This is a genomic window from Duganella kummerowiae (assembly GCF_053572355.1).
Map to the genome: position 1 here is coordinate 330876 of NZ_JBKFEH010000007.1, position 24708 is coordinate 355583.

Annotated in this window: 16 protein-coding genes; 10 read left to right on the top strand and 6 right to left on the bottom strand. The window is 66.0% G+C overall.

Going from position 1 to position 24708, the window contains the following annotated elements; all coding sequences use genetic code 11:
* The first annotated feature begins 2 nt into the window (after window positions 1–2).
* Complete coding sequence (locus ACLB1G_RS07035; RefSeq protein WP_491626480.1) at window positions 3–503, top strand: arsenate reductase ArsC; 501 nt, start codon at window positions 3–5, stop codon at window positions 501–503.
* Between the two features lie 59 nt (window positions 504–562).
* Entirely contained in the window at window positions 563–1276 is a 714-nt protein-coding gene (gene arsH, locus ACLB1G_RS07040) for an arsenical resistance protein ArsH (RefSeq protein ID WP_491626481.1), read from the top strand.
* Window positions 1277–1303: 27 nt separating this feature from the next.
* Here the strand turns inward: arsH and ACLB1G_RS07045 are convergent, their stop codons facing one another.
* Window positions 1304–2269: a family 43 glycosylhydrolase gene (locus ACLB1G_RS07045; protein WP_491626482.1), complete on the bottom strand. Its 966-nt coding sequence runs from the start codon at window positions 2267–2269 to the stop codon at window positions 1304–1306.
* Between the two features lie 195 nt (window positions 2270–2464).
* On the opposite strand from ACLB1G_RS07045, the gene ACLB1G_RS07050 reads away from it, so the two are divergent.
* The 6 genes from ACLB1G_RS07050 to ACLB1G_RS07075 all read left to right on the top strand — a co-directional run bounded on the left by ACLB1G_RS07050 (window position 2465) and on the right by ACLB1G_RS07075 (window position 12694).
* Window positions 2465–3466: a glycoside hydrolase family 43 protein gene (locus ACLB1G_RS07050; protein WP_491626483.1), complete on the top strand. Its 1002-nt coding sequence runs from the start codon at window positions 2465–2467 to the stop codon at window positions 3464–3466.
* 7 nt (window positions 3467–3473) lie between these two features.
* Complete coding sequence (locus tag ACLB1G_RS07055; RefSeq protein WP_491626484.1) at window positions 3474–4424, top strand: glycoside hydrolase family 43 protein; 951 nt, start codon at window positions 3474–3476, stop codon at window positions 4422–4424.
* A 168-nt stretch (window positions 4425–4592) separates the two neighbouring features.
* Complete coding sequence (locus tag ACLB1G_RS07060) at window positions 4593–5141, top strand: RNA polymerase sigma factor (protein WP_491626485.1); 549 nt, start codon at window positions 4593–4595, stop codon at window positions 5139–5141.
* Window positions 5138–6136: a FecR family protein gene (locus ACLB1G_RS07065; RefSeq protein ID WP_491626486.1), complete on the top strand. Its 999-nt coding sequence runs from the start codon at window positions 5138–5140 to the stop codon at window positions 6134–6136. The genes ACLB1G_RS07060 and ACLB1G_RS07065 overlap by 4 nt, the downstream gene beginning before the upstream one ends.
* 146 nt (window positions 6137–6282) lie before the next feature.
* Entirely contained in the window at window positions 6283–9528 is a 3246-nt protein-coding gene (locus ACLB1G_RS07070; protein ID WP_491626487.1) for a TonB-dependent receptor, read from the top strand.
* Window positions 9529–9700: 172 nt separating this feature from the next.
* Entirely contained in the window at window positions 9701–12694 is a 2994-nt protein-coding gene (locus ACLB1G_RS07075) for a TonB-dependent receptor (RefSeq protein WP_491626488.1), read from the top strand.
* An 86-nt stretch (window positions 12695–12780) separates the two neighbouring features.
* Here the strand turns inward: ACLB1G_RS07075 and ACLB1G_RS07080 are convergent, their stop codons facing one another.
* Both ACLB1G_RS07080 and ACLB1G_RS07085 read right to left on the bottom strand, forming a co-directional pair.
* Entirely contained in the window at window positions 12781–13224 is a 444-nt protein-coding gene (locus tag ACLB1G_RS07080) for a RidA family protein (RefSeq protein WP_491626489.1), read from the bottom strand.
* 422 nt (window positions 13225–13646) lie between these two features.
* Window positions 13647–15962 (bottom strand): TonB-dependent receptor domain-containing protein, encoded by a 2316-nt coding sequence (locus ACLB1G_RS07085; RefSeq protein ID WP_491626490.1) that lies wholly within the window; start codon window positions 15960–15962, stop codon window positions 13647–13649.
* Window positions 15963–16245: 283 nt separating this feature from the next.
* On the opposite strand from ACLB1G_RS07085, the gene ACLB1G_RS07090 reads away from it, so the two are divergent.
* Window positions 16246–17256: a LysR substrate-binding domain-containing protein gene (locus tag ACLB1G_RS07090; RefSeq protein WP_491626491.1), complete on the top strand. Its 1011-nt coding sequence runs from the start codon at window positions 16246–16248 to the stop codon at window positions 17254–17256.
* A 132-nt stretch (window positions 17257–17388) separates the two neighbouring features.
* Here ACLB1G_RS07090 and ACLB1G_RS07095 read toward each other — a convergent pair whose 3' ends face one another.
* Window positions 17389–17619: a hypothetical protein gene (locus ACLB1G_RS07095; protein WP_491626492.1), complete on the bottom strand. Its 231-nt coding sequence runs from the start codon at window positions 17617–17619 to the stop codon at window positions 17389–17391.
* A gap of 69 nt (window positions 17620–17688) precedes the next feature.
* Between ACLB1G_RS07095 and ACLB1G_RS07100 the strand changes: the two genes are divergently transcribed.
* Window positions 17689–19089, top strand: a complete 1401-nt coding sequence (locus ACLB1G_RS07100; protein WP_491626493.1) for an aminotransferase-like domain-containing protein — start codon at window positions 17689–17691, stop codon at window positions 19087–19089.
* Between the two features lie 184 nt (window positions 19090–19273).
* Here ACLB1G_RS07100 and ACLB1G_RS07105 read toward each other — a convergent pair whose 3' ends face one another.
* Both ACLB1G_RS07105 and ACLB1G_RS07110 read right to left on the bottom strand, forming a co-directional pair.
* The gene (locus ACLB1G_RS07105) at window positions 19274–21736 is read right to left on the bottom strand and encodes a beta-galactosidase (protein WP_491626494.1); all 2463 of its coding nucleotides are present in this window, start codon (window positions 21734–21736) and stop codon (window positions 19274–19276) included.
* 69 nt (window positions 21737–21805) lie between these two features.
* Entirely contained in the window at window positions 21806–24412 is a 2607-nt protein-coding gene (locus ACLB1G_RS07110) for a TonB-dependent receptor (protein ID WP_491626495.1), read from the bottom strand.
* Between the last annotated feature and the right edge of the window lie 296 nt (window positions 24413–24708).

Genomic DNA, 24708 nt, shown 5'->3' on the forward strand with positions numbered 1-24708 from the left:
TCATGCAAGACAAGGTGTACAACGTGCTGTTCCTGTGCACGGGCAACTCGGCGCGCAGCATCATGGCCGAGGCGCTCGTCACCACCATGGGCAAGGGCCGCTTTAGGGGCTACTCGGCCGGCAGCCAGCCCAACGGCGCCGTGAACCCGTTTGCCATCGAGCAGGTGGCAACCACCGGCTATCCCGTCGACGGCCTGCGCAGCAAAAGCTGGGACGAATTCGGCGCGCCCGATGCGCCGCAGATGGACTTCATCGTCACCGTGTGCGACAACGCCGCCGGCGAGACCTGTCCCTATTGGCCCGGCCATCCCATGTCGGCGCACTGGGGGTTTGAAGACCCGGCCGCCGTCACCGGCACCGAGGAACAGAAGCGCGAGGCATTCCACCGCATCTTCCGCCAAATCATGGCCCGTATCAGCATCTTTGTCGGCCTGCCGCTGCACATGCTGGACAAGAACGCCATCCAGCACGAAATCCGCGCCATCGGCGCTACCGCAGTCTGAGCACCCGGGCTGCCTGCTTGCCGACGCCGGGCGCCTGACCCGGCATGGAGATGACTTCAATGAACAAGATTCCCGACCTGCCCAACATCAACCCGCAGCAGCTCGATATGCCGACGATGGACAAGCTGGCCGCCGGCGAGATGGACCACCCGCCGCGCATCCTGATGCTGTATGGCTCGCTCCGCGAGCGGTCCTTCAGCCGCTATCTGACCGAGGAAGCCGCGCGTATCCTGGAGCACTTTGGCGCGGAGGTCAGGATATTCGATCCCACCGAGCTGCCCATGGTCGGCAGCGTCCCGGAGGACCATCCCAAGGTCGTGGAGCTGAGGGAGCTGTGCCTATGGTCCGAAGGCCAGGTCTGGTGCAGCCCGGAGCGCCACGGCGCGATCACCGCCGTCATGAAGAACCAGATCGACTGGATACCGCTGGAAATGGGCGCCATTCGTCCCAGCCAGGGCCGCACGCTGGCCGTGATGCAGGTATGTGGTGGTTCGCAATCCTTCAACGTCGTCAATACGCTGCGCTTGTTGGGCCGCTGGATGCGCATGTTCACCATCCCCAACCAGTCGTCCGTGCCGATGGCGTACAAGGAATTCGACGACAATGGCCGCATGCGTCCATCAGGCTACTATGAGCGCGTGGTGGACGTCATGGAGGAACTGTTCAAGATGACGCTGCTGCTGCGCGGCCGCAGGGACTATCTCACGGATCGCTACAGCGAGCGCAATGAGCGCGCGATGAAGGCCATCAACCAGGCGATACAGCGGCTATGAAACCAGGCCGGGCCAAATGAGGCAAGTTCAGGGCTTGCCCTTGCCATTCACGATAGGCTCGCCCACATCCCCCGGCTTGAACGGCTGCGTGAGCGGGTCCATCGGCAGGATAGTCCCATCCGCATCGAACTCCATGCGCACCAGGCTGGTCTGCCGCTTGTAGCCATTCCCATCCGGGATGGCATGCCGGTGATAGGCCACATACCAGCGGTCCGTGCCCGGCACGTTGACCACGCTGTGGTGCGCCGTGCCGACCGCTTCGCCGTGCTTCTGCAGCACGATGAAATTCTTTTCCGACGCCTTGACGGGCCCCAGTGGCGAGTTGGACGTGCCCCAGCCGACCCGGTAGTTCGGGCTGCGCGCATCGTCGATCGACCACATGAAGTAATACACGCCCTTGCGCTTGAAGACCACTATGCCTTCGCGGAACTCCTTCATGGCGATTTCCTGCACTTCGCCGTCCAGCGTGACCATGTCCGGCTTGAGCTTGAACACGTTGGCGTGGTTGTTGCCGTTGCCGAAGTAGAGATAGGCCTGGCCGTCATCGTCGATGAAGGGATAGGGATCGATGGTGTTGGTGCTGATCTTGCCGGTGCGCGTGAGCAGCGGCTTGCCCAGCGCGTCGCGGAACGGGCCGGTGGGCTTGGGCGCGGTGGCCACGCCTATCTTGCCGTCGGCGCAGAAGTAGAAGTAGTAGCTGCCGTTGCGCTCGATGGCGTCCGGCGCCCAGGCCTTGATGTTGGCCCAGGACAGGTCGTGCGCCACGTCCAGCACCATGCCTTCCTTCTTCCAGTCCACCAGGTTTTTGGACGACCACACGGAAAAGTCCGTGGTCAGCCAGTTGGGCTTGTCGGAAGTCGGGTAGATGTAATAGGTGTCGCCAAACACGCGGATGGAAGGATCGGCCGTGTAGCCGTCGAGGATGGCCGGAGGCGCGGTCTGCGCGCAGGCCGCGCCGCAGGCCAGCGCAAATATCAGTGGCAGGATTTTCATGGGGCGATTATTGCCCACTCCATCGCCGCTGGCACGCTGCCCGGCGAAGTAGTCAGTCGCGTGATTATTTGAGCTGGGAGCGATTCCGTTTGCGGTATCGGTCGATCAAAAAAATGCATTAGGCCGCCGGGTGGCGGGCAGCCTATACTTGCGCGAAGATGTATCAATAACAACGCAATAACAACGGAGACTCACTTGCTCAAATTCCTGTCCGGCGCCGCGCTCAGCGTGTGGGCCGCCTCGGTGCTGGCCGCCGCGCCGACGCCCGACTATCTGCTGGTGCACTTCACCGACGGCCGCACGGATGGCGAACAAATCTATTTCTCCACCAGCCGGGACGGCTACCGGTGGCAGGACCTGAACAACTCGCAGCCCGTCATGACCAGCAACGTGGGCGACAAGGGCGTGCGCGATCCCTCCATCATCCGCGCCAGGGACGGCAAGTTCTACATCCTGGCCACCGACCTGCGCATGGCCAACGGCAAGGGCTGGGACGCGGCCATGCACCGCGCCAGCACTTCCATCGTCATCTTCGAATCGGCGGACCTGGTGAACTGGTCGGCGCCGCGCCTGGTGAATATCGCCGGCGCCATCCCCAACGCGGGCTGCGCCTGGGCGCCGGAAGCCATTTACGACGAAGCCAGTGGCGACTACCTGGTCTACTGGACCACCATCTCGCCCGCCAACGGCCAGGACAAGCCGCGCATCTACTACTCCCGCACGCGCGACTTCGCCAGCTTCACCCCGGCGCAGCTGTACATCGACCGTCCCGGCGCACAGGGCCTGATCGACACCCAGATCGTGGAGGCCGACCCCGGCAAGGGCAAATACCGCTATTACCGCGCCTCCGGCGACGGCCAGATCACCATCGAGGGCAGCAACGCGCTGCTGGGCCAGTGGGAGCGCCTGGGCGACCTGAGTTCCATCGGCCTGACCGGCAAGGATGTGGAAGGCCCCATCCTGTTCCGCATCACCCAGACCGGTGAATGGGGACTGTGGGTGGACCAGTACCGCAGCCGCGGCGGCTACCTGGCGCTGGCGACGCAGGACATGTCCAGGCCCGATACCTTCCAGCACGCCGATCCCGCCAGGATTCACTACGGCGCCACCAAAAAGCGCCATGGCTCCATCCTGAACATCACCGAAGACGAATACCGCCGCGTGCTGGCCAAGTGGCCTGCCGCTCCCACCACCTGAGGAACCCATGCTGAAACAATTGTTAGCCGCAGGCTTGCTGCTGGCCGGCGCCGTGCAGGCCACCCATGCCGCCAATCCCATCGTCACCGGTATCTTTACCGCCGATCCGGCCGTGCTGGTCGAAGGCGGCCGCCTGTACATGTACACGGGCCGTGACGAAACGCCGGAGGGCAAGACCGGCTACCAGATGAAGGAATGGCACGTCTATTCGACCTGCGACATGAAAACCTGGACCGACCACGGCGTGCCGGCCACGCTCAAGACCTTCGCCTGGGCCAAGAGCGACGCCTACGCCATGGATATCGCCAAGCGCAATGGCAAATACTATATGTACGCGCCGGTGGGCCACGCCACCATCCCCGGCATGGCCATCGGCGTGGCGGTCTCGGACAGCCCCACCGGCCCGTTCACCGACGCGCGCGGCTCGGCCCTGATCACCAACGACATGACGCGCGAGACGCCCAACAGCTGGGACGACATCGATCCGGGCGTGTTCATCGACGACGACGGCCAGGCCTATCTCTACTTCGGCAACAAGGTGCTCAAGTACGTCAAGCTCAAGCCCAACATGATAGAGATGGATGGCCCCATCCACACGGTGGGCATCTTCAACTTCGAGGAAGCGCCGTATCTGCACAAGCGCAATGGCGTGTACTACCTGAGCTACGCCAGCGGCCTGCCGGAGGTGATTGCCTACGCCACCGGTCCCAGCGCCACCGGGCCGTGGACTTACCGCGGCGTTATCATGGACAAGAACAAGTACACCCACACCATCCACCAGTCCTTTGCCCACTTCAAGGGCAGGGATTACATCTTCTACCACAACGATGCGTTGTCCAACGCGGACTTCCGGCGCTCGGTGGCGGTGGAGGAGTTCCAGTACCAGGCCGACGGTGGCATTCCCAAGGTCGCCCAGACCAGGGAAGGCCCGGCAGCCAACGGCGCGGCCTGCCAGTAAGCGCCGTCCATCCCGCGCACGCCCGGCCCGCGCCGGGCGTTGCTATTTTTGCAGCCACCCTCTCGTGTAGGATACGAATAAAAGCATAGGAAATTCCGGGCTCGCCCGTCTTGCTCATTAGGAGACTGAATAAAGAGAGTGACTATGGATTGCTCTGCTGTAGATTGGGTGACGTCGAACCTGCTGCCTTTCGAGGCGGAGCTTCGGCAAATGCTGCGCCGCGTGTGTTCGGGGCCGGCGGAGGTGGACGATGTGGTGCAGGAGGTCTATTACAAGATACTGTTGATGCCTTCCTTCGCCCATATCCGTGAGCCGAAGGGGTTCTTGGTGCGCACCGCGAAAAACCTGGTCATGGACCGGATGCGGCGCGACGCCGTGGTCAGCATGGAGGCCATGGCCAACCTGGACGAGCTGGAAGTGGAGGATGGCGCGCCCACGCCGGAACGGGTGGTGCTGGCGCGCGCCGAGCTCAATTGGATCATGGGCTTGATTGCCAATCTGCCCAAGCGCTGCAAGGCGGTGGTGATGGCGCGCCGCATCGACGGCTTGTCGCAGATGGAAACCGCCAACGCCCTGGGGCTGACGGAAGGTATCGTTGAACAGGAAATGATGAAGGGTATGGAACGGATTTCGGAAATGGTCGCCAGGGTAGGGCTGCACGACGGCCGGCAGACGGGCGGCCGCAAACATAAACGGACAGCCGGGAAAACGTCATGACAGCGAGAGACAAGGAAGCCTTGAAGTGGGCGCTGCTGCAGGCGGAGCGGCCCCTGACTCCCGGCGAGCAGGCCGCTTTCGACGACTGGCATGGCAGCGATATCCACCACCAGGGCGCATTCCTGCGCGCGCAAGCCATCCACAACGCCATGACGCGGGTGACGGTGCAGGAAAACCTGCGCCCCGGCGCCGACGCGCTGGCGCCATCGCACGAGGCGGACAGCCGCTGGGGCGCCAGCCGCTGGTCCGCGCGCCACGGAATCCAGCAGCGCTTTGCCATCGCCCTGGGCGGGCTGGCGGCGGCAGTGGCTGTGGGCGTGCTGGGTGGGCGCCATTGGACGCCGCCGCAGGAGCCGCCGCTGGTGCTGGCCACCGCCAAGGGCGAGTTCCGCAAGGTGCCGCTGGCCGACCATTCGGTGGCCAGCATCAACAGCGGCTCGGCGATCGAAGTGCGCCTCAGTCCCGGCCAGCGCGACATCAACCTGCGCCAGGGCGAAGCCTGGTTCGAGGTCGCCAAGGATAAATCCCGTCCCTTCATCGTGGACGCGGGCGGCATCCGCGCGCGCGCCGTGGGCACGGCCTTTGGCGTGCGGCGCGAGGCCAACGGCGCCGAGGTGCTGGTGTCCGAGGGCGTGGTGACCGTCTCCAGCGACGCCATGCGCGGTCCGCCGGTGCGCCTGGTGGCCGGCGAGCGCGCCTTCATTGCCACCGGCGCGGCCCAGGCCACGGTGGAGCGCAGCCCCGGGGAAGTGGCGCGCCGCCTGGCCTGGCGCGAAGGGAAAATCATCTTTTCGCACCATCGCCTGAAGGATGCCGTGGCCGATTTCAACCGCTACAGCGTCAAGCCCATCGCCATCGCCGACCGCAGCATAGAGGATAAGACCCTGGTTGGCCAGTACCAGGTCGATGCGCCCGAGCGCTTCGCCCGCGACGTGGGGGCTTTCCTCAAGGTGCCGGTCTCCATCACCGCGCAGGAGATACGGATAGGGAAATAAGCAGCTATTTGCGCAATATGCTGAGCATTGTGTGCGTTCGCAACGCCCGGCTTGACGCTCCCCACCTTCGCATGCACACTGACCGTCAATAACAGGCGGCGACCAAGGTTGCTGCCATAGACGAGGTTGTGAGGAGAGAGTCGCGGATGAAGCCCACCCAGCGTTGCGGCGCCATCGCCGCGCTGGTTTGCACGCTGGGAGTCGCCGGACAACCCTTGCCGGCCCACGCGGAGGAAAAGAGGCAGTTCGATATCGCCGCCGGCCCCGGTGCGCGCGCCATTGCCGAATTCACGCGCCAGTCCGGCGTCAACCTGCTTGCCTCGGGCAATGAGCTGGACCAGGTCGCGCTCAAGGCCGTCAAGGGCCGCTACACGGTGGCCGAGGCGCTGTCCCTGCTGCTGGCCGGCAGCGGGCTGGCCGGACGGCTGATGCCTGGCGGTTCCGTCTTCATCGAGCGGGAAACGCCGCCGCCCAAGGCCGCCGCGCTCCCTCTCGCTCCCGCACACGCCACCACTCCCGCCTTCAGTGATACGCCGCCGGTGGTGATCGTGCCCGGATTCCGCGCCAGCATGGACACGGCCCAGGACATCAAGCGCCAGGCCGATGGCATCGTGGACGCCATCGTGGCCGAGGACGTGGCCAAGTTCCCGGACGCGAACCTGGCCGAATCCCTGCAGCGCGTTCCCGGCGTGGCGCTGATACGAGGCGAGGGCGGGGAAGGGCGCCAGATCACGGTGCGCGGCCTCAGCCCCACCTACACGCGGGTGCGCATCAACGGCATCGAGGCCGATGCCGCCAGCGGCGCCTCCGACATCAACGGCAGCACCAACCGCAGCCGGGCCGTGGATTTCTCCGTGTTTGCCGCCGAATTGTTCAGCAACCTGCAGGTGCGCAAGACGGCTACGGCCGACATGGACGAAGGCTCGCTGGGCGCCACCGTGGACCTGCGCTCGCCGCGTCCATTCGATTTCAAGGGCGGCAAATTCAGCCTGGGCGGCCAGGAGTTGAACAATTCCGTGGCGCGCAGGACCGAGCCGCGCGCCAGCGGCCTGCTGTCGCAGCGCTGGAGCACAAGTTATGGCGAGGTCGGCGCGCTGCTGGCCGGCACCTACGCCCGGCGCCGCGCCACCGAGGAAGGCTACGAGGCGGTCGACCTGCTGGCGGCCAGCGCCGACGGCGGCTTTTGCTCGCCGCTGGGCGTGGCGCCGCAAAATCCCGGCAACCAGGCCGTCAAGGGCGTGACCCCCGCCAGCTGCGGCTTTGGCGTGCCGCGCCTGGCCTCGTCGGACGCCTACAATCTGGTGATGGGCCAGACCGACGACTACGGCGGCACGGTGGCCAACCCGGCGCCCGGTTCCGGCGCCTTCCACCCGCGCCTGCCGCGCTACCGCCGCTCGCAGACCGACTATGTGCGCAGCGGCCTGGCCGGCACCCTGCAGTGGCGGCCGCGCCCCGGCACGGAGCTCAGCCTGGACCTGATGCAGGGCGCGTTTTCCAACGAGCGCAGCGACCAGTACATCGCGGCCCTGTCCTTCGGCCGCACCCTGGGCGCGGCCAACGGCAAGCCGCAGACCTCCATCGTGGACGCCCATTTCAACCAGAACGGCAGCTGGGACTATGGCTTGTTCAACGCGGTGGACGTGCGCAGCGAAGCCCTGCTGGACGTGTACAAGACCCGCTTTCGCCAGCACGTGCTGTCCGGCAGCCACCGCGCCAGCGACACGCTGACCCTGGACTTCGTGTACGGCGTGTCCAGCTCCGACCTGCTGGAGCCGACCCGCACCACGGTGCAGTTCGACGCGCCCAATGTGAACGGCTTTTCCTGGGACTTTCGCGGTAACCGCAACGTGCCCACCCTGAATTTCGGCATCGACGTGGCCAACCCGGCCAATTTCAGTTTCGGCCCGCAGGAAGCGGACGGTACTTACCACGGCGCCTATGTGGGGCGCTACCTGCGTACCAGTAACCGGCTGCAGACCACGCAGGTGGGCGCCAGCTGGCAGTTTACCGAGCACTGGAGCCTGAAGGGCGGGCTGTCGGACCGCCGCAACGCCTGGAGCAATTTCGAGATCGCTTCCGGCGGCGCCGGCATCGCCCTGCCGGCCGGGGTGTCGGTGGCCGATATCACCACCCGCCTGACGGACTTCGGGCGCGGCCTGGGTGGCGCCGGCGTGCCCTCGTCCTGGGTGACGGTGGACTTGCCCAAATTCCTGTCCGTGTTCAACGTGGGCTGCCACTGCCAGGGCGTGCCCGGCTCGCAGTACCAGTATTACGGCCAGGCCAACCGCAAGGTGGACGAGGACATCACCGCCGCCTACGGCCGGCTGGACTTCCGCTACGAGCTGCCGCAGCTGACCCTGCGCGGCAATGTGGGCGTGCGCGGCGTGGAGACCACCTTGACGGCGTCCGCCCTGAACGACGCCGGCGGCGTGCTGCTGCCCACCACCGTGCAGCGCCGCTACGACGACTGGCTGCCCGCCCTCAACCTGGCGGCGCAGCTGCCGCGCGACGTGGTGCTGCGTTTCGCCACCGGCAAGACCATGGCGCGGCCCGAATACGTGGACCTGTCGCCGCTGGCCACCGTGAATCCGCAGCAGCAGTATGTGGTGGTGGGTAATCCGGCCCTGGCGCCCATCCGCGCCCGCACCTACGACCTGCAGGCCGAGTGGTATTACGCGCCCAAGGCCATGGTCTCGCTGGGCTACTTCCGCAAGCAGACCAGCACCTTCATCCAGAGCCTGTCCGAGCGCACTACCTGGTCCGCCCTGGGCTTGCCCGACTCGCTGCTGACGGCAGGCGGCTGTAGCTTTGGCGCCACAGGCAATGTGTGTCCGACCCAGCCGGACAGCACGGTGGTGGTCAACCGCAAGGTCAATACGCCGGGCGGCACCCTGGATGGCCTCGAATTCACGCTGCAGGCGCCGTTCAGTTTCCTGCCGGGCGCCTGGTCCAATTTCGGCCTGCTGGCCAACGCCACCCGGGTCCGCTCGCGCGTCACCTACATCACCCGCATCGACAATCCGACCACGGCCGCCAACGAGCAGCTGACCCAGTCGGCCGACTTCGTCGGGCTGTCGCCGCGCACCCATAACCTGACCCTGTACTACGAGGACAAGCGCCTGAGCGCGCGCGCCTCGCTAGCCTACCGCTCGCGCTACCTGCTGGAAGTGGCGGGCAACGTGACAGGATACGACTACACCATGGCCGACGCGTCCACCCATGTGGACATGAGCGTGTCATACCAGCTGTCGCCCAATGTGCGGGTCAGCCTGGAGGCGCAGAACCTCACCGACGAACCGCTGCGCTACGCCCGCGATTCGCAGCGCAACGATACTTTGTTGTACGTGCATTCCGGCCGTACCTACGCCGTCGGCCTGCGCTACACCTATTGAGCGGGCGGCGCCAGCCGCTCTCCTGAATCGCTCAGCAAGTTGATTATTCAAGAATTTGGCCATAGGATTTTTTGAGCTCCATCCGTCGAGCCAGATGAGGGGGCAGGTGAAGCACGCAAGATAGCGGCGCCCTGTCCGGGACCTCGTCAATGTGGATAGGAGACATCAACGCATGAACATGATACGTACCCCGGCTTGCCGGCTGAGCCTGATCAGCCTCGGCGTGCTTGCCCTGCTGGGCAGCGCCCAAGCCCAGGAGGCCGCCCCGGCCGCACCGCAACCGCAGCAGGCCGAAAAGACCGACGGCAGCGATAGCGTGGTGGTGGTGACCGGTTTCCGCGCCAGCTTGAACAGCGCGCTCAATACCAAGAAAAATTCGGACGGCATCGTCGACGTCATCAAGGCCGAGGACATCGCCAAGTTCCCCGACGCTAACCTGGCCGAATCGCTGCAGCGCGTCCCCGGCGTGGCGCTGGCGCGCGGCGACGGCGGCGAGGGCAAGCAGATCACCGTGCGCGGCCTGAACGCCGGCTTCACCCGGGTGCGCATCAACGGCATCGAGGGCGTGGCCGCCACCGGCGCGTCCGACATCAACGGCAGCACCAACCGCAGCCGCGGCTTCGACTTTTCCGTGTTCGCTTCCGAGCTGTTCAACAGCCTGGAAGTGCGCAAGACGTCGGAGGCGGCGGTGGAGGAGGGCTCGCTGGGCGCCACCGTGGACCTGCGCACCGCGCGTCCGTTCGACTTCAAGGACCGCACCATCAGCTTCGGCGTGCAGGAGTCGCACAACACCCTGACCGACAAGACCCAGCCGCGCGTCACCGCACTGCTGTCGGACCGTTGGGTCACCAGCTACGGCAAGTTCGGCGCCCTGGTGTCGGCCGCGTACTCGAAACGCCGCGCCACCGAGGAAGGCTATGAAGCGGTCGAGCTGCTCTCGGCCAGCAACGACGGCGGCTTCTGCTCGCCGCTGGGCGCCGCCGTGCAGAACCCGGCCACCACGCCCAGCAAGGGCATAGACGCCGCCAACTGCGGCTTCGGCGTGCCCCGTACTTCCAACCCGGCCGCCTACAACGCCGTCATGAGCCGCCTGGACAACTACGGCGGCACCGTGGCCTCGCCGCTGCCCGGTTCCGGCTCGTTCGCGCCGCGCATTCCGCGTTACCGCCGTTCGCAGACCGACTACGAACGCACCGGCCTGACCAACTCCTACCAATGGCGTCCCAGCAATGAGACGGAACTGAACCTGGACCTGATGTACGGGAAGTTCGAGAACAAGCGCTACGACAACTACATCTCGGCGATCTCGTTCGGCCGCACCCTGGGCCAGGCCAACGGCAAGCCGCAGACCTCCATCCTGGACGCGCACTTCAACGAGAATGGCAGCTGGGACTACGGCAAGTTCAACGCGGTCGACGTGCGCAGCGAAGGCTTGCTGGACGTGTACACCACCACCTTCCGCCAGCACGTGCTGTCCGGCAGCCACAAGCTGAGCGACACGGTCAAGGTGGACTTCATGGCTGGTAACTCGAACGCCAACCTGAATGAACCGATGCGCGCCACGGTGCAGTTCGACGCGCCCAACGTGAACGGTTTCGCCTTCGACTTCCGCAACAACCGCAACGTGCCGACCCTGACCTTCGGCACCGACATCACCAATCCGAACAGCTTCACCTTCGGCCCGCAGGAAGCCGACGGCACCGTGCACGGCCAGTTCGTGGGCCGCTACCTGGACACCACCAACAAGCTGGAAACGCATGCCGCCAACATCAGCTGGGAAGTCAACGACCACCTGACCGCGCGCGCCGGTCTGTCCAAGCGCAAGAACATCTGGACCAACTATGAAGTCGGCTCGGGCGCCAACGGCCTGACCCTGCCGGCCGGCGTCACCATGTCCAGCATTTCGCGCCAGATCACGGGCTTCGGCAGTGGCCTGGGCGGCAGCGGCGTGCCCTCGTCGTGGGCGGCCGTGGACCTGGACAAATTCCTGGGCGTGTACAACATCGAATGCCACTGCGCGGCGGTGCCCGGCTCGGCCTACAACATCCTGGGCCAGACCAACCGCACGGTGGAAGAGAAGATCGATGCGCTGTACGGCATGGTGGACTTCAACTACGACGCCTTCGGCGTGGGCTGGCGCGGCAACGTCGGCGTGCGCGGCGCCGACACCACCGCCAGCTCCTCGGCCATGATCAACGTGAACGGCGTGCTGCAGCCGAATACCGGCGTGAAGAAATACCGCGACTGGCTGCCGGCCCTGAACCTGACGGCCCAGCTGCCCAAGGACGTGTTCATGCGCTTCTCGGCCGGCAAGACCCTGTCGCGTCCCGAGTACGTGGACCTGGCGCCGTCGGCCACGGTGTCGCAGATCTCGCAGTCGGTCTCGATCGGCAATCCGAACCTGGATCCGATCCGCGCCAAGACCTACGACCTGCAGGCCGAGTGGTACTACGCCAAGAACGCCATGGTCTCGCTGGGCTACTTCCACAAGGATATCGGCACCTTCATCCAGACCGTCAACGAGCGCGTACCGTATTCCTCGCTGGGACTGCCGAACGACCTGCTGGTGTTCAACGGCTGCTCGCTGACCGGCACCCCGGCCTGCCCGACGCTGCCCAACACCGAGGTGGTGGTGAGCCGCAAGGTCAACACCCCGGGCGGCCCACTGAATGGCCTGGAGTTCAACCTGCAGATGCCGTTCAGCTTCCTGCCCGGCGCCTGGAGCAACTTCGGCTTGCTGGCCAACGCCACCCGCGTGAAGTCCAAGATCACCTACATCACCCGGGTCGACAATCCGACCACGGCAGCCAACGAGCAGCTGACCCAGGTGGCGGACTTCACCGGCCTGTCGCCGCGCACGCATAACCTGACCCTGTACTACGAGGACCAGAAGTTCAGCGCGCGCGTCTCGGCGGCGCACCGTTCCAGCTACCTGCTGGCGGTGCTGGGCGACGTGAACGGCGCCGACTACACCATCGTGGACGGCTCGACCAACATCGACGCCAGCTTCTCGTACAACGTCAACCCGCGCCTGCGTATCAGCCTGGAAGGCCAGAACCTGACCGATACCCCGCTGCGCTACGGCCGCGACACCCAGCGCAACGACACCCTGCTGTACGTGCACTCGGGCCGCACCTTCGTGCTGGGAGCCACCTACAAGTTCTGATCGAAGTTTCGTCACTCCTTGGCCGCGTCTTTACGGATGCGGCCTTTTTTTTGGTTCATCGCACTTTGCCGGGAAGGCCTTGAGGGCTAGACGATGGCGCGGAAGGTGATTTCGATGAGCTGGTCGGGGAAGGCCAGGCGGGAAACCCCGATCAGGTTGCTGGCCACTGCGGGTTGCGCGCTGCCATACAGTTCTTTGCGGATGCCGCCGGCCACCTTGAACGCGGCGTCCACGTCCAGCACGAACAGGGTTTCCTCGACCACGTTGTCCAGCGTCGCACCGAAGCTGGCCAGCAGCTTGATGGCGTTCTGGTAGGTCTGGCGCATTTGCGCGCCCATGTTGTCGAAGTCGAGCGGCTTGCCGTTGGCGTCCAGCGGGGCCGGGGCGACCAGCTTGCCCTCATCGTCGTGGCTGAGTTGGCCCGAGATGTAGATGGTGTCCTTCACTTTTACGGCCTGGGTGTAGCCGTAGGCGTCTTCCCAAGCCACTCCCAGGTTGGCGGTTTGCTTATCCAAAGTGGACGTGGTCATGCATGTCTCCTGTCGCAGTCAAATGAACTGCAAGGATAGGCAATCGCGCCAGGCAGCGCGTCTTTCGTAATGCGGCGAGGCTGCTGTCCCTTTTTGCAGAGCTTACTCCCAGGGCAGGTGGCCGTACCCGGTGTCACGACCCGGCGACCCCGGTGTCAACCCCGGTGTCAGGTCTGCCATTGGTACATGGGCTTGCCTTGTGAAGCAGACTCATGTACCAATGGCAGACCTGACACCGGGGTGTGGACAGGCACCGGGGTGTGGGCACCGGAGACTTATTCCTCGCCCGTACCGCCCTGGCCGCCCGGGCCACCGCAAGCCGGTGTCACAAGCCGGTGTCAGATCTGCCACTAGTACATGTGCTTGCTTCTTAAACCAGTCTCATGTACCAATGGCAGATCTGACACCGAGTGTTCCGGGTGTTATTCCTCGCCCATGCCGCCGCCCTGGCCACCCGGACCACCTTGGCCACCGGGGCCGCCTTGCCCGCGGCGGTATTGCATGCCGCGCCGTTCGCCGCCTTCCTGCGCGCCGGATGCGCCGCCGAAGCGGTAGGACAGGCCGACGTAGATCACGCGGCCGTCGTAGCGGCGGATGCTGGTCTCGCGCAGCGTGTCGGAATCGACGATGGTTTCCTGCTTGTTGGTGTTGAACAGGTCGGTCACGTTCATGGCCAGGCTCAGGGCCGGCGTGATGTTGTGGCGGTAGTTCAGGTTGAAGGTGGAGTTGGGCGAGCGGTAGCCGGTCCCGGACAGCATCTTGCCGCGCATTTGCAGCGCCGCCTGCAACTGGTCGCTGGCGTCGATCTGGTAGTTCAGCCGCACCCGGCCGCTCAGGGCGTTGGCGGTGCGTATCACGTCGTTGCCGTTCACGTCCTGCACGGTCTGCTGATTGCGCGCCAGGTTGCCGCTGGCGTTCAGGGTCAGGTCCTTGGAGAGCTTGCCGCTGACGGTGAATTCCAGCCCGCCCGAGTGGCTGCCGGCGCCGTTCTCCTTGGTGGTCAGCAGCACGTTGTCGGCGATGAAGTAGCGGCGGTCGACGATGGCGTCGGTGTCGCGGCGGTAGTAGCCGCGCAGCGCCGTCTCCAGGCCCGCCACCTTGGTCTCGTAGCCGACTTCGAAGGAATCGGTCTTGGTCGGTTTCAGGTTCGGATTGCCTGACTGCACGTTCAACTCGTCGCGGTACAGCACGGCCGGATTCAGGTCGCCGGCTTGCGGACGGCGGATGCGGCGCGCGTAGGCAAAGCGCAGGTTGGTAGTGTCGTCCACTTTATAGGTGGCGAAGGCGCTGGGCATGAAGTTGATGTAGTGGTTGCTGGCCTCGGCCTGGCTGCTGAACTGCTGGATGTCCATGTCCGTATATTCACTGCGCAGGCCGCCCAGCACGCCCCAGCGTTCGTTCAGGCGCATCTGGTAGGTGGCGTACAGCGCCGATACCGTCTCGTCCAGCTTGAAGTTGTTGCTGCGGCCGGCGTTGCGGGTCTGGACCAGCGTGGCCGTGTCGATGTCGTAGTATTCGGTATCGACGGTGTTGTCGTTGGTGGCGACCTTGTAGCCGGCCTTGAAGATGCCGCCCGCCAGCGGCCGCTCGTAGTCGCCCGTGAAATCGGCGATGTGGGTGGCGCTGTGGCTGTCCTGCCAGGCCTTGCTGTTGGCGGCGCCCGGCGGCAGCACGGCGTAGGCGTTGGCGTAATCGGTGTCGCTCTGGTTCAGCGAGCCGGACACGCGCAAGTCTATCTTCAGGGTTTCGCCCGGCAGCGCGCCCTTGTGGTCCCAGCGCGCGCCCCATGCGTAGTTCTTGCTGTCGCCGGTGCGCACCGTGCTGCGCGTGTAGTCGCTGGTGACGGCGCTGTCGGTGCCGGCCAGGTATTGCAGGTAGCGGTCGGTGCCGTGCTGGTCGTTGCTGCGGCCGTTGTAGTTGATGCTGGCCGTCAGGGTGTCGGCCGGGCTCAGGTTGTAGCTGACCGTGCCGTTCGCGCCCACCATGTCGTTCAGGCCGGCGGAATTCGAATACTGGCTGGTGTGGGCGAACTGGCCGCTGCGGGCGTCGAGCTGGTCGCGCTCGGTGGTGCCGGATGGGTTGCGGCCGTCGTGGCGCACGTTGATGCCACCCTGGAAGCCCCAGGCGCCTTCGTTGTAGCTGCCGTTGACGGCGCCGTTGTAGCGTCCCTTGGTGCCCTCATTGGCATTGACGGTGCCATAGCCGCCCGGCTTGCGGTTGCGCTTCATGACCAGATTGAGGATGGGGCCGCCGCCGGCCTCGTTGCCGAATTCGGCGCCGGGGTTGTTGATCACTTCCACCGATTCGATATCCTCGGCCGGCATGGCCTGCAAGGCCGGGCCGCGGTTATCGCCCTGCAGCATGGCCGATGGCTTGCCGTCCACCATGATCTGCACATTGCTGCTGCCGCGCAGGGTGACGCTGCCGTCCGGGTCCACGTTAACGGAGGGGACGTTGTTGAGCGCATCGGCGGCGCTGCCGTTGCTGCTGCTGATGTCGGACTTGACCTCGTACACCTGGCGGTCGATGCGGTTGGTGGGGCGCTCGCCGGCCACGGTCACGGAGGGCACGGTGGCGGCGGGTTCTGCCTGGCGGTTGCCGGGCGCGGACTGCTTCTTTGCGGCTGCGGCCTTGGTGTCCTGCGCGGTGCCGGCCGGTGCGCTGTCCTGGCCATGGGCGGTGACGGCGCAGCACAGCAGGGCGCTGCCGGCCATCAGATTCAGGCGGATTCTTTGCATTCGGTATCTTTCAACTGAGGACAGTGGTGATGATGCCCTGCATGTTACCGGCCGAATGTTGCTGCACTGTATAAAGCAAGTTTCAGTGTTTAGCAGCTTGGTATAACTGTGTAGCAGTGATTGGAATGGTTTCCTGCGGGGCTATGGCTGCCGGGGAGGCCGGCGTCGGCCTGTCAACACCTATTTAATGCTGCTTCTTGTGGTGCCAGATCAACAAAGCTTCATGGAAAGCGGGCGCTGGGCTTACAATTTTGGATTGCTTTTGCGCATAGAGATCCACCCCATGCTTGACCCCAGTTCCGACCGCTTCGTCCGCAGCTACCTGAAAACCCGCCACCTCGTGCTCCTGGTTGAACTGGGCCGCTACGGCTCGGTGATGCAGGCCGCGCAAGCGGCCAAGCTGACCCAGCCGGCCGCGTCCAAGCTGCTCAGCGAACTGGAACATGTGCTGGGGGTGCAGCTGTTCGAACGCCTGCCGCGCGGGGTGGTGCCCACCTGGTACGGCAAGGTGCTGATACGCCGCGCCAGCGCCGCCCTGGCCGAGATGGATGCGGCCCACCAGGAGGTGATGGAGCTGGCCAGCGGCCTGCGCGGCCGTGCCGCCGTGGGCGCCATCCTGACCCCGTCCACCACGCTGGTGCCGGCGGCGGTGGCGCTGCTGAAGCAGCGGGGCGGCCACGTCAATGTATCGATCGAGGTGGACAACAGCAAGAAGCTGGTGGAGCGCCTGCTGAGCGGCGAACTCGATATCGTCATCGGCCGCATCCAGGATGCATCCGTGGCCAGCCAGCTTTGTTTCGAACCCATCACCGACGAGCCGCACAGCCTGCTGGTGCGGGCCGGCCATCCGTTGCTGGCCGTGCCGGAGCTGGGCATGGCGGAACTGGCCAGGCAAACCTGGATCGTGCCACCAGTGGGCAGCTTCCTGCGCGACCGCGTGATCTCGATGTTCCTGTCGCAGGGCTACGAGCAGCCGGAGGAGATGGTGTCGACGGCGGCGCTGCCGGTGGTCACCTCGCTCTTGACCAGCAGCGACATGGTGGCGCCGGTGCCGGACGCGCTGGTGCAGCCCCAGCTCGACAGCGGTCTGCTGGCCGTGCTGCCGGTGGACCTGAACCTGAGGATGGACGTGTATGGCTTCGTCACGCGCCGCCAGCACCAGCTGTCGCCGGCGGCCGAGGTGATGCTCAGTGCGCTGCGCGAAGCAGTGCAGCAGTCGCGGGCCCGGAGCGCGCGCAAGTTCGGCAAGCCTGCCGCCGTGCCGCTGGACGGCGCGCGCAGGGCGGCGGGGTGAGGCGCGCCACCAGGCGCGCATCCCGGCCCGGGCCTGAACCTTGGCCGGCAAGGCCCGGCGAAAGACCGGCCATCGGCCTGGCCCAGGCCCGGCCGGCCATGCATAGGCAGCAGCGCCGGCCGGCCTGCCCCGCTAGTTCAGGTCCAGGCCGGTCGCCCTGACCAGGGCCAGGGCAATCAGGCTCACGCCCAGCAGCGACAGCAGGAACAGCGCGGCCACCTTGCCGCTGGCGCGCAGCAGCGCCCCCGCCGCCATCTGCTTGCGCTTCTTGCCCTGGTCGTAATGCCACTTGATGGCGTAGAACATGCCGATGCCGAGCACCAGCAGCTTGAATGTTGCGAAAACGATAGGCACCCAATCCATGGTATTTCCAGCCTCGCTATTGATCATGAGGCATACTACCTAAAAGCAATTTCCATACATTGAGACAAAATGTCCCAGTTAACAGCCATACAAGATGACGGCCCGCCCGCCTGGCTGCCCAGGCTGGCCGCGCATGGCGGGCCGCGCTTCCTGCAAATCGCCGATGCCTTGCAGGCGGCAGTGGCGCAGGGAGCGCTGAAGGCGGGCGACCGTCTGCCGCCGCAGCGCCTGCTGGCGGCGCAGCTGGACGTCGATCTGACCACCGTCACGCGCGCCTACGACGAAGCCAGGCGCCGCCAGCTGCTGGAGGGGCGCGGCGCACGCGGCACCTATGTGGCGCCGCCCAGGGTCGAATTGAGCGCCATCCTGGACCTGGGCATGAATACCCCGCCCGCGCCGGACGGCGTGGACTTCGACGACATGCTGCGGCAAGGCCTGTCCCAGGTGCTGATGCGGGCCGATAATGCGGCGCTGATGACTTACCACCTGGCCGGCGGCAGCGCATCCGACAGCAAGGCCGGGGCGCGATGGCTGGCGCCCATGTTCGGTCCGCTGGATACGCAGCAGATCGTGGTCTGTCCGGGCGCGCAGGCGGCCATCGCCGCCCTGGTCCTGGCGCTGACGCAGCCAGGCGATGTGATCCTGGCGCAGGCCATGAGCTATCCCGGCTTGCGCGCCGCGGCGGAGCAATTCGGGCGGCGCCTGGTGGCGGTGGACGCGGACTCGCAGGGCATGCGGCCCGACATGCTGGAGCAGGCCTGCCGCCAGCACCGGCCTGCGCTGGTCTACCTCAATCCCACCCTGCACAATCCGACCGCCGTCACCATGCCGCAGCAGCGGCGCCGGGAGCTGGCCGCCATCGTGCGGCGCCATGCGGTACGCGTGATCGAGGACGATCCCTACTGGCTGCTGGCCGAGGCGCCGCCGCCGCCCGTGGCCACCTTTGCGCCGGAACAGGTGGCTTACATCTCCACCTTGTCCAAATGCCTGACGCCGGGCTTGCGCGTGGCCTTCGTGCTGATACGCGGTGAACAGGAACGCGAAGGCTTCCTTTCCGCGCTGCGGTCCTTCGCGCTGATGGCCGCGCCCCTGACGGCGGCGCTGGCCGCGCAGTGGATACTCGATGGTTCGGCGGCGGGCTTGATGGAAGGGGTGCGCAAGGAGGCCCGCCTGCGCTACCGCATGGCCGGCGACATCCTGGCGGGACGGACCGGCGGCGCCGGGGAAGGCCTGCATCTGTGGCTGGAATTGCCGGCCTACTGGGAAGCGTCGCAGCTGGTGCGCGCGGCGGACGGCGAGGGCATCGCGGTCACGCCGGCCCAGGCTTTCGCCATCGGCGACGCAGCCGTGAATGCGATCCGCGTGTCGCTGGGCAGTGTCCGCGACCGTGGCCAGTTGCAGGCCGGACTGCGGCGCCTGTCCGGCCTGCTGGCGCGCCGGCCGGGGGCGGACAGCATTGCCGTCGTGTGAGGACCGCCACCGGCCTTGTTTCTGTCCGTTGTCCGGCCGCGCAGGGGCCGTCCAGCGGCTATGCCAGCCGGTGAACCAGCACCGCCGCCACCGGCCTGTTGCGGCCCGCCATCCGGCGTGCGGCGGCTACGCTGCGGCCGGACATTCGGTTGAACATTGGCCGCGCAAAGCCGCTCGAAGCCGATCAGCGCCCGATCTCGACCCGGTACACCGGCACCACCTTCACGCCGCGCACGGCGGCCAGCTGCTTCTGGTCGCCGAACGCCGGGCGGTGTTCGCGCGGCAGGTAGATGGGCGCGTCGGCGCGCAGGGGCAGCACGGTCAGGCTGAGCGTGGCCCGCGCTGCGCCCTGGCGCTTGCCTGGCAGGTTGGACAGCGCATATTGCCAGCGCTGGCCGTTGTAGTACCAGTCATCCACCATGCGGGTGCCGTCGAACAGGCGCGCCACGTCGCCCACGAAGTCGATGTCGAGCAGGGCGCCGTCCACGCCTTTAGGCACCGGGCCCAGGCTCAGTTCCCAGGCGGCCGAGGCGCCGAAGGCTTCCGGCGCCGGCTGCAGCGCGGCCTTGGCGTCGCCGCCTATCTTGATCGGGGCCGCCGGCTGCGCCTCGCGCACCTGCTTGGCGCTGGCCGTGATGGTTTGCTCGGGCAGCTTCGCTTCCAGGGTCTGGAACACACCATCCGTGCCCACCGGTTGCAGCGTGGCGCTGGCTTTCACCGGCGCCGGCAGTGCCGGGTAGACGGCGGCGCGCAGCTGCGGCGAGCCGGCCGAGCGCAGCACCAGCTTGCCATGGTCGAAATAGGCTTCGCTGTCGCTGACCACCAGGCGGCGCTGGCCCTGCAGCTGGCCGATGGCCAGCTGGCGCGCCTGCTGCTGCGACAGCACCAGCACCGTGACGGGACGCTTGCCCGCGCAGCGCAGGGTCAGCGCCGCATCGAGGCCGGGCTTGATCTGGTCCACGTATAGCTGGCCCCCATCTTCCGCCAGCTGCGCCCTGGGCGCTTGCAGGCAGCTGCGCGCCGAGGCGTCAAAGGCGAATTCCACCGGCACCCCATCCTGGGCCGCGAACACATAGGTGCTGCCGGAGGCGCCGCCCTCCAGGCGCGCCACCGGCTGGGCCGTGGCGTAGCGCAGGCGCTGGCCGTCCAGGTCGAAGTTCACCGGCCAAATGAAATAGCTGCCGGTGGCCAGGTCGACCGGCTTGCGCGGCAGGCTGACGGTGCCGCCGGGTAGCTTGACCTCGAAGCGCACCTGGCGCTGCACCGGCGTGTCGTACTGGCGCACGTGGCCGTTGTAGAACAGGTAGGCCTGATCGCCCTGGCTGCGCACCGACCACCGCGGCGCGGCCAGGTCGGTCGGGTCGGCGGGCGTCACTTCCGGCTTGCGCACGGTCATGGGCGCCAGGCGGGCGCCGAAGTCGTTCATGAAGTAGTGGAAGGGGCGCAGCCAGGCCAGCACCGGGCGCTGCTGGCCGTCCGGGCCCAGCGGCGCGTTGAAGTCGTAGTTGATGGCGGGCGTGTCGTTGTAGCCGCCGCTGCGCGTGCTTTCTTCCAGCGTGGTGCCGCCGACCGGATTGCGGCCGCCGTGGAACATGTAGTAGCCCATCAGGTTGACGCCGGAACCCAGCTGCACCGGCAGCATGGAAGCGATATCGTCGGGCGACACCAGGGTGCGGCGGCGGTACATGGCGGGCAGGCCGGCGCCGTATTCCGCGCCCAGGAAGGGCGTCAGGCCGATGTCGGTTTCCGCCGTGCCCTTTTGGGTGGCGCGGGTTTGCGCACCCAGGTCGCCGGAGACGCGGGTGTCGAAGCGGAAGGCGTAGGTCTCCTTGGGCGGCAGCTCCTTGGTGGAGGTGCCCCACGGTTCATCGGGATAGCCGCCGAACACGGGCGTCACTTCGCCGGACGGGTACAGGGTGTGGTCCCAGCCGGTCACGGTATAAAAGGGCACGTCCACGCCGGCCTTGATGGCCAGCTGCTTCAAGGTGGAGATATGCTCGGCGCCGCGTCCGGGGCCGGCCAGGTTGTATTCGTTCTCGATCTGGGCGCCGATCACGGGGCCGCCCTGTTTCCACATCAGGCCATCGAGCTGGCGGCCGATCTCGCGGTAGTAGCGCTCCACGTAGCGCAGGTATTGCGGGTCGTTGCGGCGGGTGGGCATGGCGTCCACCACCCAGTCCGGGAAGCCGCCGTAGCGCACTTCGGCGTGCGACCAGGGGCCGATGCGCACCACCACGTCCAGGCCCTGCTCGCGCGCCAGCTGCACGAAGCGGCGCAGGTCGCGGTTGCCCTTCCAGTTGAAGCGGCCTTCCTCGGCCTCGTGGTGGTTCCAGATGATGTAGCAGGCCACCACGTTGATGCCGGCCGATTTCATCTTGGCCAGTTCGGCAGGCCAGCTCGATTCCGGCGAGCGCGAATAGTGGAATTCGCCCATCACCGGCAGCCAGGGCTGGCCGTCGCGGGTCAGGTATTGATTGTTGATGGCCAGGGTGTGGCCGCCGGGCGCGGTGGCGCTGCCGGTCTTGATGTGGCCCGTCAGCGGGGCAGGGGTGGGGGCGCTGGCGTCCACGCGCAGGGTGTCGGCATAGGCGCCCTGGCACAGGACGGCGGCCAGGCAGAGGGAGGTATTCAGTCGCTGGATGCGCATGGTTTCCTTCATGGGTAATGGTAAAACGGGCGGCATTTGCATGCCGCCCGCCTTGGAGTCACAGCAGACTCAGAATTTGTAGGTCACGCCGACGTTGTAGCGGCGGCCGTATTCCATCACGTTCTGCATGTAGGGATTGCCGGCCTGGGTGTGCACCACCTTCTGGTTGGTGATGTTGTCCAGGCCCACGTGCAGCTGCAGCTGGGCGGTCAGGTACTTGGAGAAGTTGGCGGTGACGTAGGTCTCCTCCTCGTTCTGGATCAGGTAGCCGGCGGTCCAGCGCGGCATGCGCACGAAGGGGCTGTGGTAGTTGGCCGACAGGCGCGCCTCGAAGCCATTACGCTCGTACCACAGCGTGAAGCCCGCGTTGTGCTTCATCAGGCCTTCCATCGGGTAGTTGTTGGTGTACTCCTTGATGTTGCTGTTGTTGTAGGAGTAGTTGGTCGAGATACCCAGGCCGTTGAACGGCGCCGGCAGCTTGTTGAAAGCCTGCTGGTAGACCAGCTCCAGGCCGCGCACATAGCCGCCTTCGCCATTGATGGAACGGGTGATGACCGCCTGGCGTCCGTCGATGGTGGTGTTGTCGGTGGTGATGCCGATGTAGGTGCCGATCTTCTTGTAGAACAGGCCGCCCGACAGCAGCGAACCCTGGTCGAAATACCACTGGTAGGACAGGTCGGCCTGGTCCGCCATCATGGGTTTCAGCTGCGGATTGCCGGCGCTGCCGGTCAGCGGCTGCTGCGAACCGGGCGTGGTGTCGATGGATATCTGGCGCGAGGCGCGCATCTCGTCCATCGGCGCGCGCGACATGGCGCGCGCCAGGCTGACGCGCAGCTGGTGCTTCTGGGCTTCGTCCAGGTTGAAGATCAGGTTGGCGCTGGGCAGCACACGGGTGTAGGAGGCGCCGCCTTCCACCGGGGTCGGGGCCGCACCGTTGCGCGATTCCATGCCGGTGCTGTCCTGGCTGGTGTGCACCACGCGGATGCCGGCGTTGCCGCGGTAGCTCTTGCCGAAGGCTTCGCCATCGAGGTCGGCCTGGGCGTAGATGGCGCTGGTGCGCTCCTTGACGCGCCAGCCGGCCAGCAGGTCGGACGCGGTCGGGGTGCGGCCGTCCGGCGACAGGGCGCCGGCGCCGAACACGGAGGCCACGGTGCTGTTGAAGTCCTTCAGCATCAGGCCGGAGAAGTAGCCGTCGACGTTGATGTTTTCGTAGGCCGAGGCCGGGATGCTGGCGTTGGACGGCGAGATGTTCCAGGTGGTCTGGTGGTAGCTCTTCTCGCGGTCGGCGAAGCGGGCGCCGACCTTGATGCGGCTGACCGGGCCCCATTCGACCTGGCGCGCGGCGCTCATCTGGGCCGAGTTCAGCTTGTCGTCGACGTGGCCGTCGTTGTCGATGTACAGCGAGGGCGTGCCGTAGATCGCCAGCGAGCCGGTGTTCTGGCTGTACGAGTAGGATTGCTGCTCGTTGCCGGTGAACGACCACTGCAGGGTGCCGCCGCTGTTGGTGTACTGGCGCACGTCGGCCCACTGGCTGTCGCGGCCGGCCTTGGAGGTGGCCACATCGGCCTCGACCTTCCAGTCGCCCACGGTGAATTTGCCGTTCAGGCCGCCGGCCAGGTTGTCCATGTTCTGGGTCCACAGCGTGCTGTGGGTGGACAGGCCGACGTTGGTGACGGTGGCGCCCACCACGTAGCCGTTGCGGATGTCCATGTTGGAGTAATTGGACGACTGGTAGCCATCCCAGTTGCCGACGTCGCCGGTCCAGTGCTGCACGCTCGGTTCGCGGATATTGTTCTTGGCGTAGTAGACGTCGGCCGTGATCAGGGTGTCGGCGTTGGGCTTCCACTCCACCTTGCCCAGCACGCTGCTGCGCTCATTGGTGCCGCGCTTGACCTCGTCCTCGAAGCCCCACGGGGTCTTGTCGACCTTGCCGTCCTTGTTGATGTCGACGGAATTGGTTTCGTTGAAGCCCCAGTGGTTCTTGCGTTCCTCGATGGAAGGCTGCTTCTGGTAGCTGGCGGCCAGGGCCACGCCCACCGTGTTGTTGGCGAACTGGTCGATGTAGATGCCGCCCAGGCGCGGACGGGTGGCTTGCGCGTTGACGTCCTTGGCCAGCGGGTAGTACAGGGCGTCGGCCTTGATGGAGGCCTGGCGGCCCTTGTACTTCAGGGGCTGCACGGTTTGCAGGTCGATGGTGGTGGCGACGCCGCCCTCCACCAGGTCGGCGTTCTGGGTCTTGTAGACCACGGCGCCGCTCAATGATTCGGATGGAAACTGCTCGAAGCGCACCGCACGGTTGGGTTCCGACGAGGCAAGCTCGCGGCCGTTCAGGGTGGCTCCGATGAAGCGCTCACCCATGCCGCGCGCGACGATCTGGCTGGCATTGCCGCGGTCCAGGCCGGCTGCCAGGCCCGGCAGGCGGGCCAGCGATTCGGCAATGGTGGTGTCCGGCAGCTTGCCGATGTCTTCCGAGGAGACGACTTCGACGATGCTGTTGGAGTTTTCCTTGACCGACAGGGCGCTGCGGATGGAGGCGCGGATGCCGGACACGGTCACCTGTTGCACGGCGGTGTCGCCGCCGGGGGCGGGGGCGTCGGCTTGCTGGGCAAAGGCTGCGGGTACGGCGGGGAGCAGGAAGAGCGAGCGTACCAGGACGCTCAACGTGGTCTGTTTCATCGAATCTCCGGGGGTATGTAATTGTTATGACAAAATGCCAAAACATGGCAAATAGTCAGTTTGTTGAGCGATTCTAGAGATCCGGCGCCACCCTTGCCACTTCAATTTCTCTCAGTTCGTATATGAAATCGATATAGGACGGCCGCTTGCGATTCACGCTGTATCAGTGCGCGGCGCTGCCACTGGCAGGGGAGGCCGGGGGAGGAAAGGCAGGGAATGGGGGGGGGACGGCCCGGCGGGTGCCGGGCGGTGATGCTGTGGCGCGCGCCGGCCGGAAGCCTCCGGCCAGCGCGGCT

What these genes read in the sequence shown, in the direction of transcription:
- ACLB1G_RS07090 (WP_491626491.1), top strand. Translation starts at nt 16,246, where the DNA reads ATGCTTGACCCCAGTTCCGACCGCTTCGTCCGCAGCTACCTGAAAACC.
- arsH (WP_491626481.1), top strand. Translation starts at nt 563, where the DNA reads ATGAACAAGATTCCCGACCTGCCCAACATCAACCCGCAGCAGCTCGAT.
- ACLB1G_RS07105 (WP_491626494.1), bottom strand. Translation starts at nt 21,736, where the DNA reads ATGCGCATCCAGCGACTGAATACCTCCCTCTGCCTGGCCGCCGTCCTG.
- ACLB1G_RS07095 (WP_491626492.1), bottom strand. Translation starts at nt 17,619, where the DNA reads ATGGATTGGGTGCCTATCGTTTTCGCAACATTCAAGCTGCTGGTGCTC.
- ACLB1G_RS07110 (WP_491626495.1), bottom strand. Translation starts at nt 24,412, where the DNA reads ATGAAACAGACCACGTTGAGCGTCCTGGTACGCTCGCTCTTCCTGCTC.
- ACLB1G_RS07045 (WP_491626482.1), bottom strand. Translation starts at nt 2,269, where the DNA reads ATGAAAATCCTGCCACTGATATTTGCGCTGGCCTGCGGCGCGGCCTGC.
- ACLB1G_RS07055 (WP_491626484.1), top strand. Translation starts at nt 3,474, where the DNA reads ATGCTGAAACAATTGTTAGCCGCAGGCTTGCTGCTGGCCGGCGCCGTG.
- ACLB1G_RS07080 (WP_491626489.1), bottom strand. Translation starts at nt 13,224, where the DNA reads ATGACCACGTCCACTTTGGATAAGCAAACCGCCAACCTGGGAGTGGCT.
- ACLB1G_RS07035 (WP_491626480.1), top strand. Translation starts at nt 3, where the DNA reads ATGCAAGACAAGGTGTACAACGTGCTGTTCCTGTGCACGGGCAACTCG.
- ACLB1G_RS07070 (WP_491626487.1), top strand. Translation starts at nt 6,283, where the DNA reads ATGAAGCCCACCCAGCGTTGCGGCGCCATCGCCGCGCTGGTTTGCACG.
- ACLB1G_RS07065 (WP_491626486.1), top strand. Translation starts at nt 5,138, where the DNA reads ATGACAGCGAGAGACAAGGAAGCCTTGAAGTGGGCGCTGCTGCAGGCG.
- ACLB1G_RS07075 (WP_491626488.1), top strand. Translation starts at nt 9,701, where the DNA reads ATGAACATGATACGTACCCCGGCTTGCCGGCTGAGCCTGATCAGCCTC.
- ACLB1G_RS07100 (WP_491626493.1), top strand. Translation starts at nt 17,689, where the DNA reads ATGTCCCAGTTAACAGCCATACAAGATGACGGCCCGCCCGCCTGGCTG.
- ACLB1G_RS07085 (WP_491626490.1), bottom strand. Translation starts at nt 15,962, where the DNA reads ATGCAAAGAATCCGCCTGAATCTGATGGCCGGCAGCGCCCTGCTGTGC.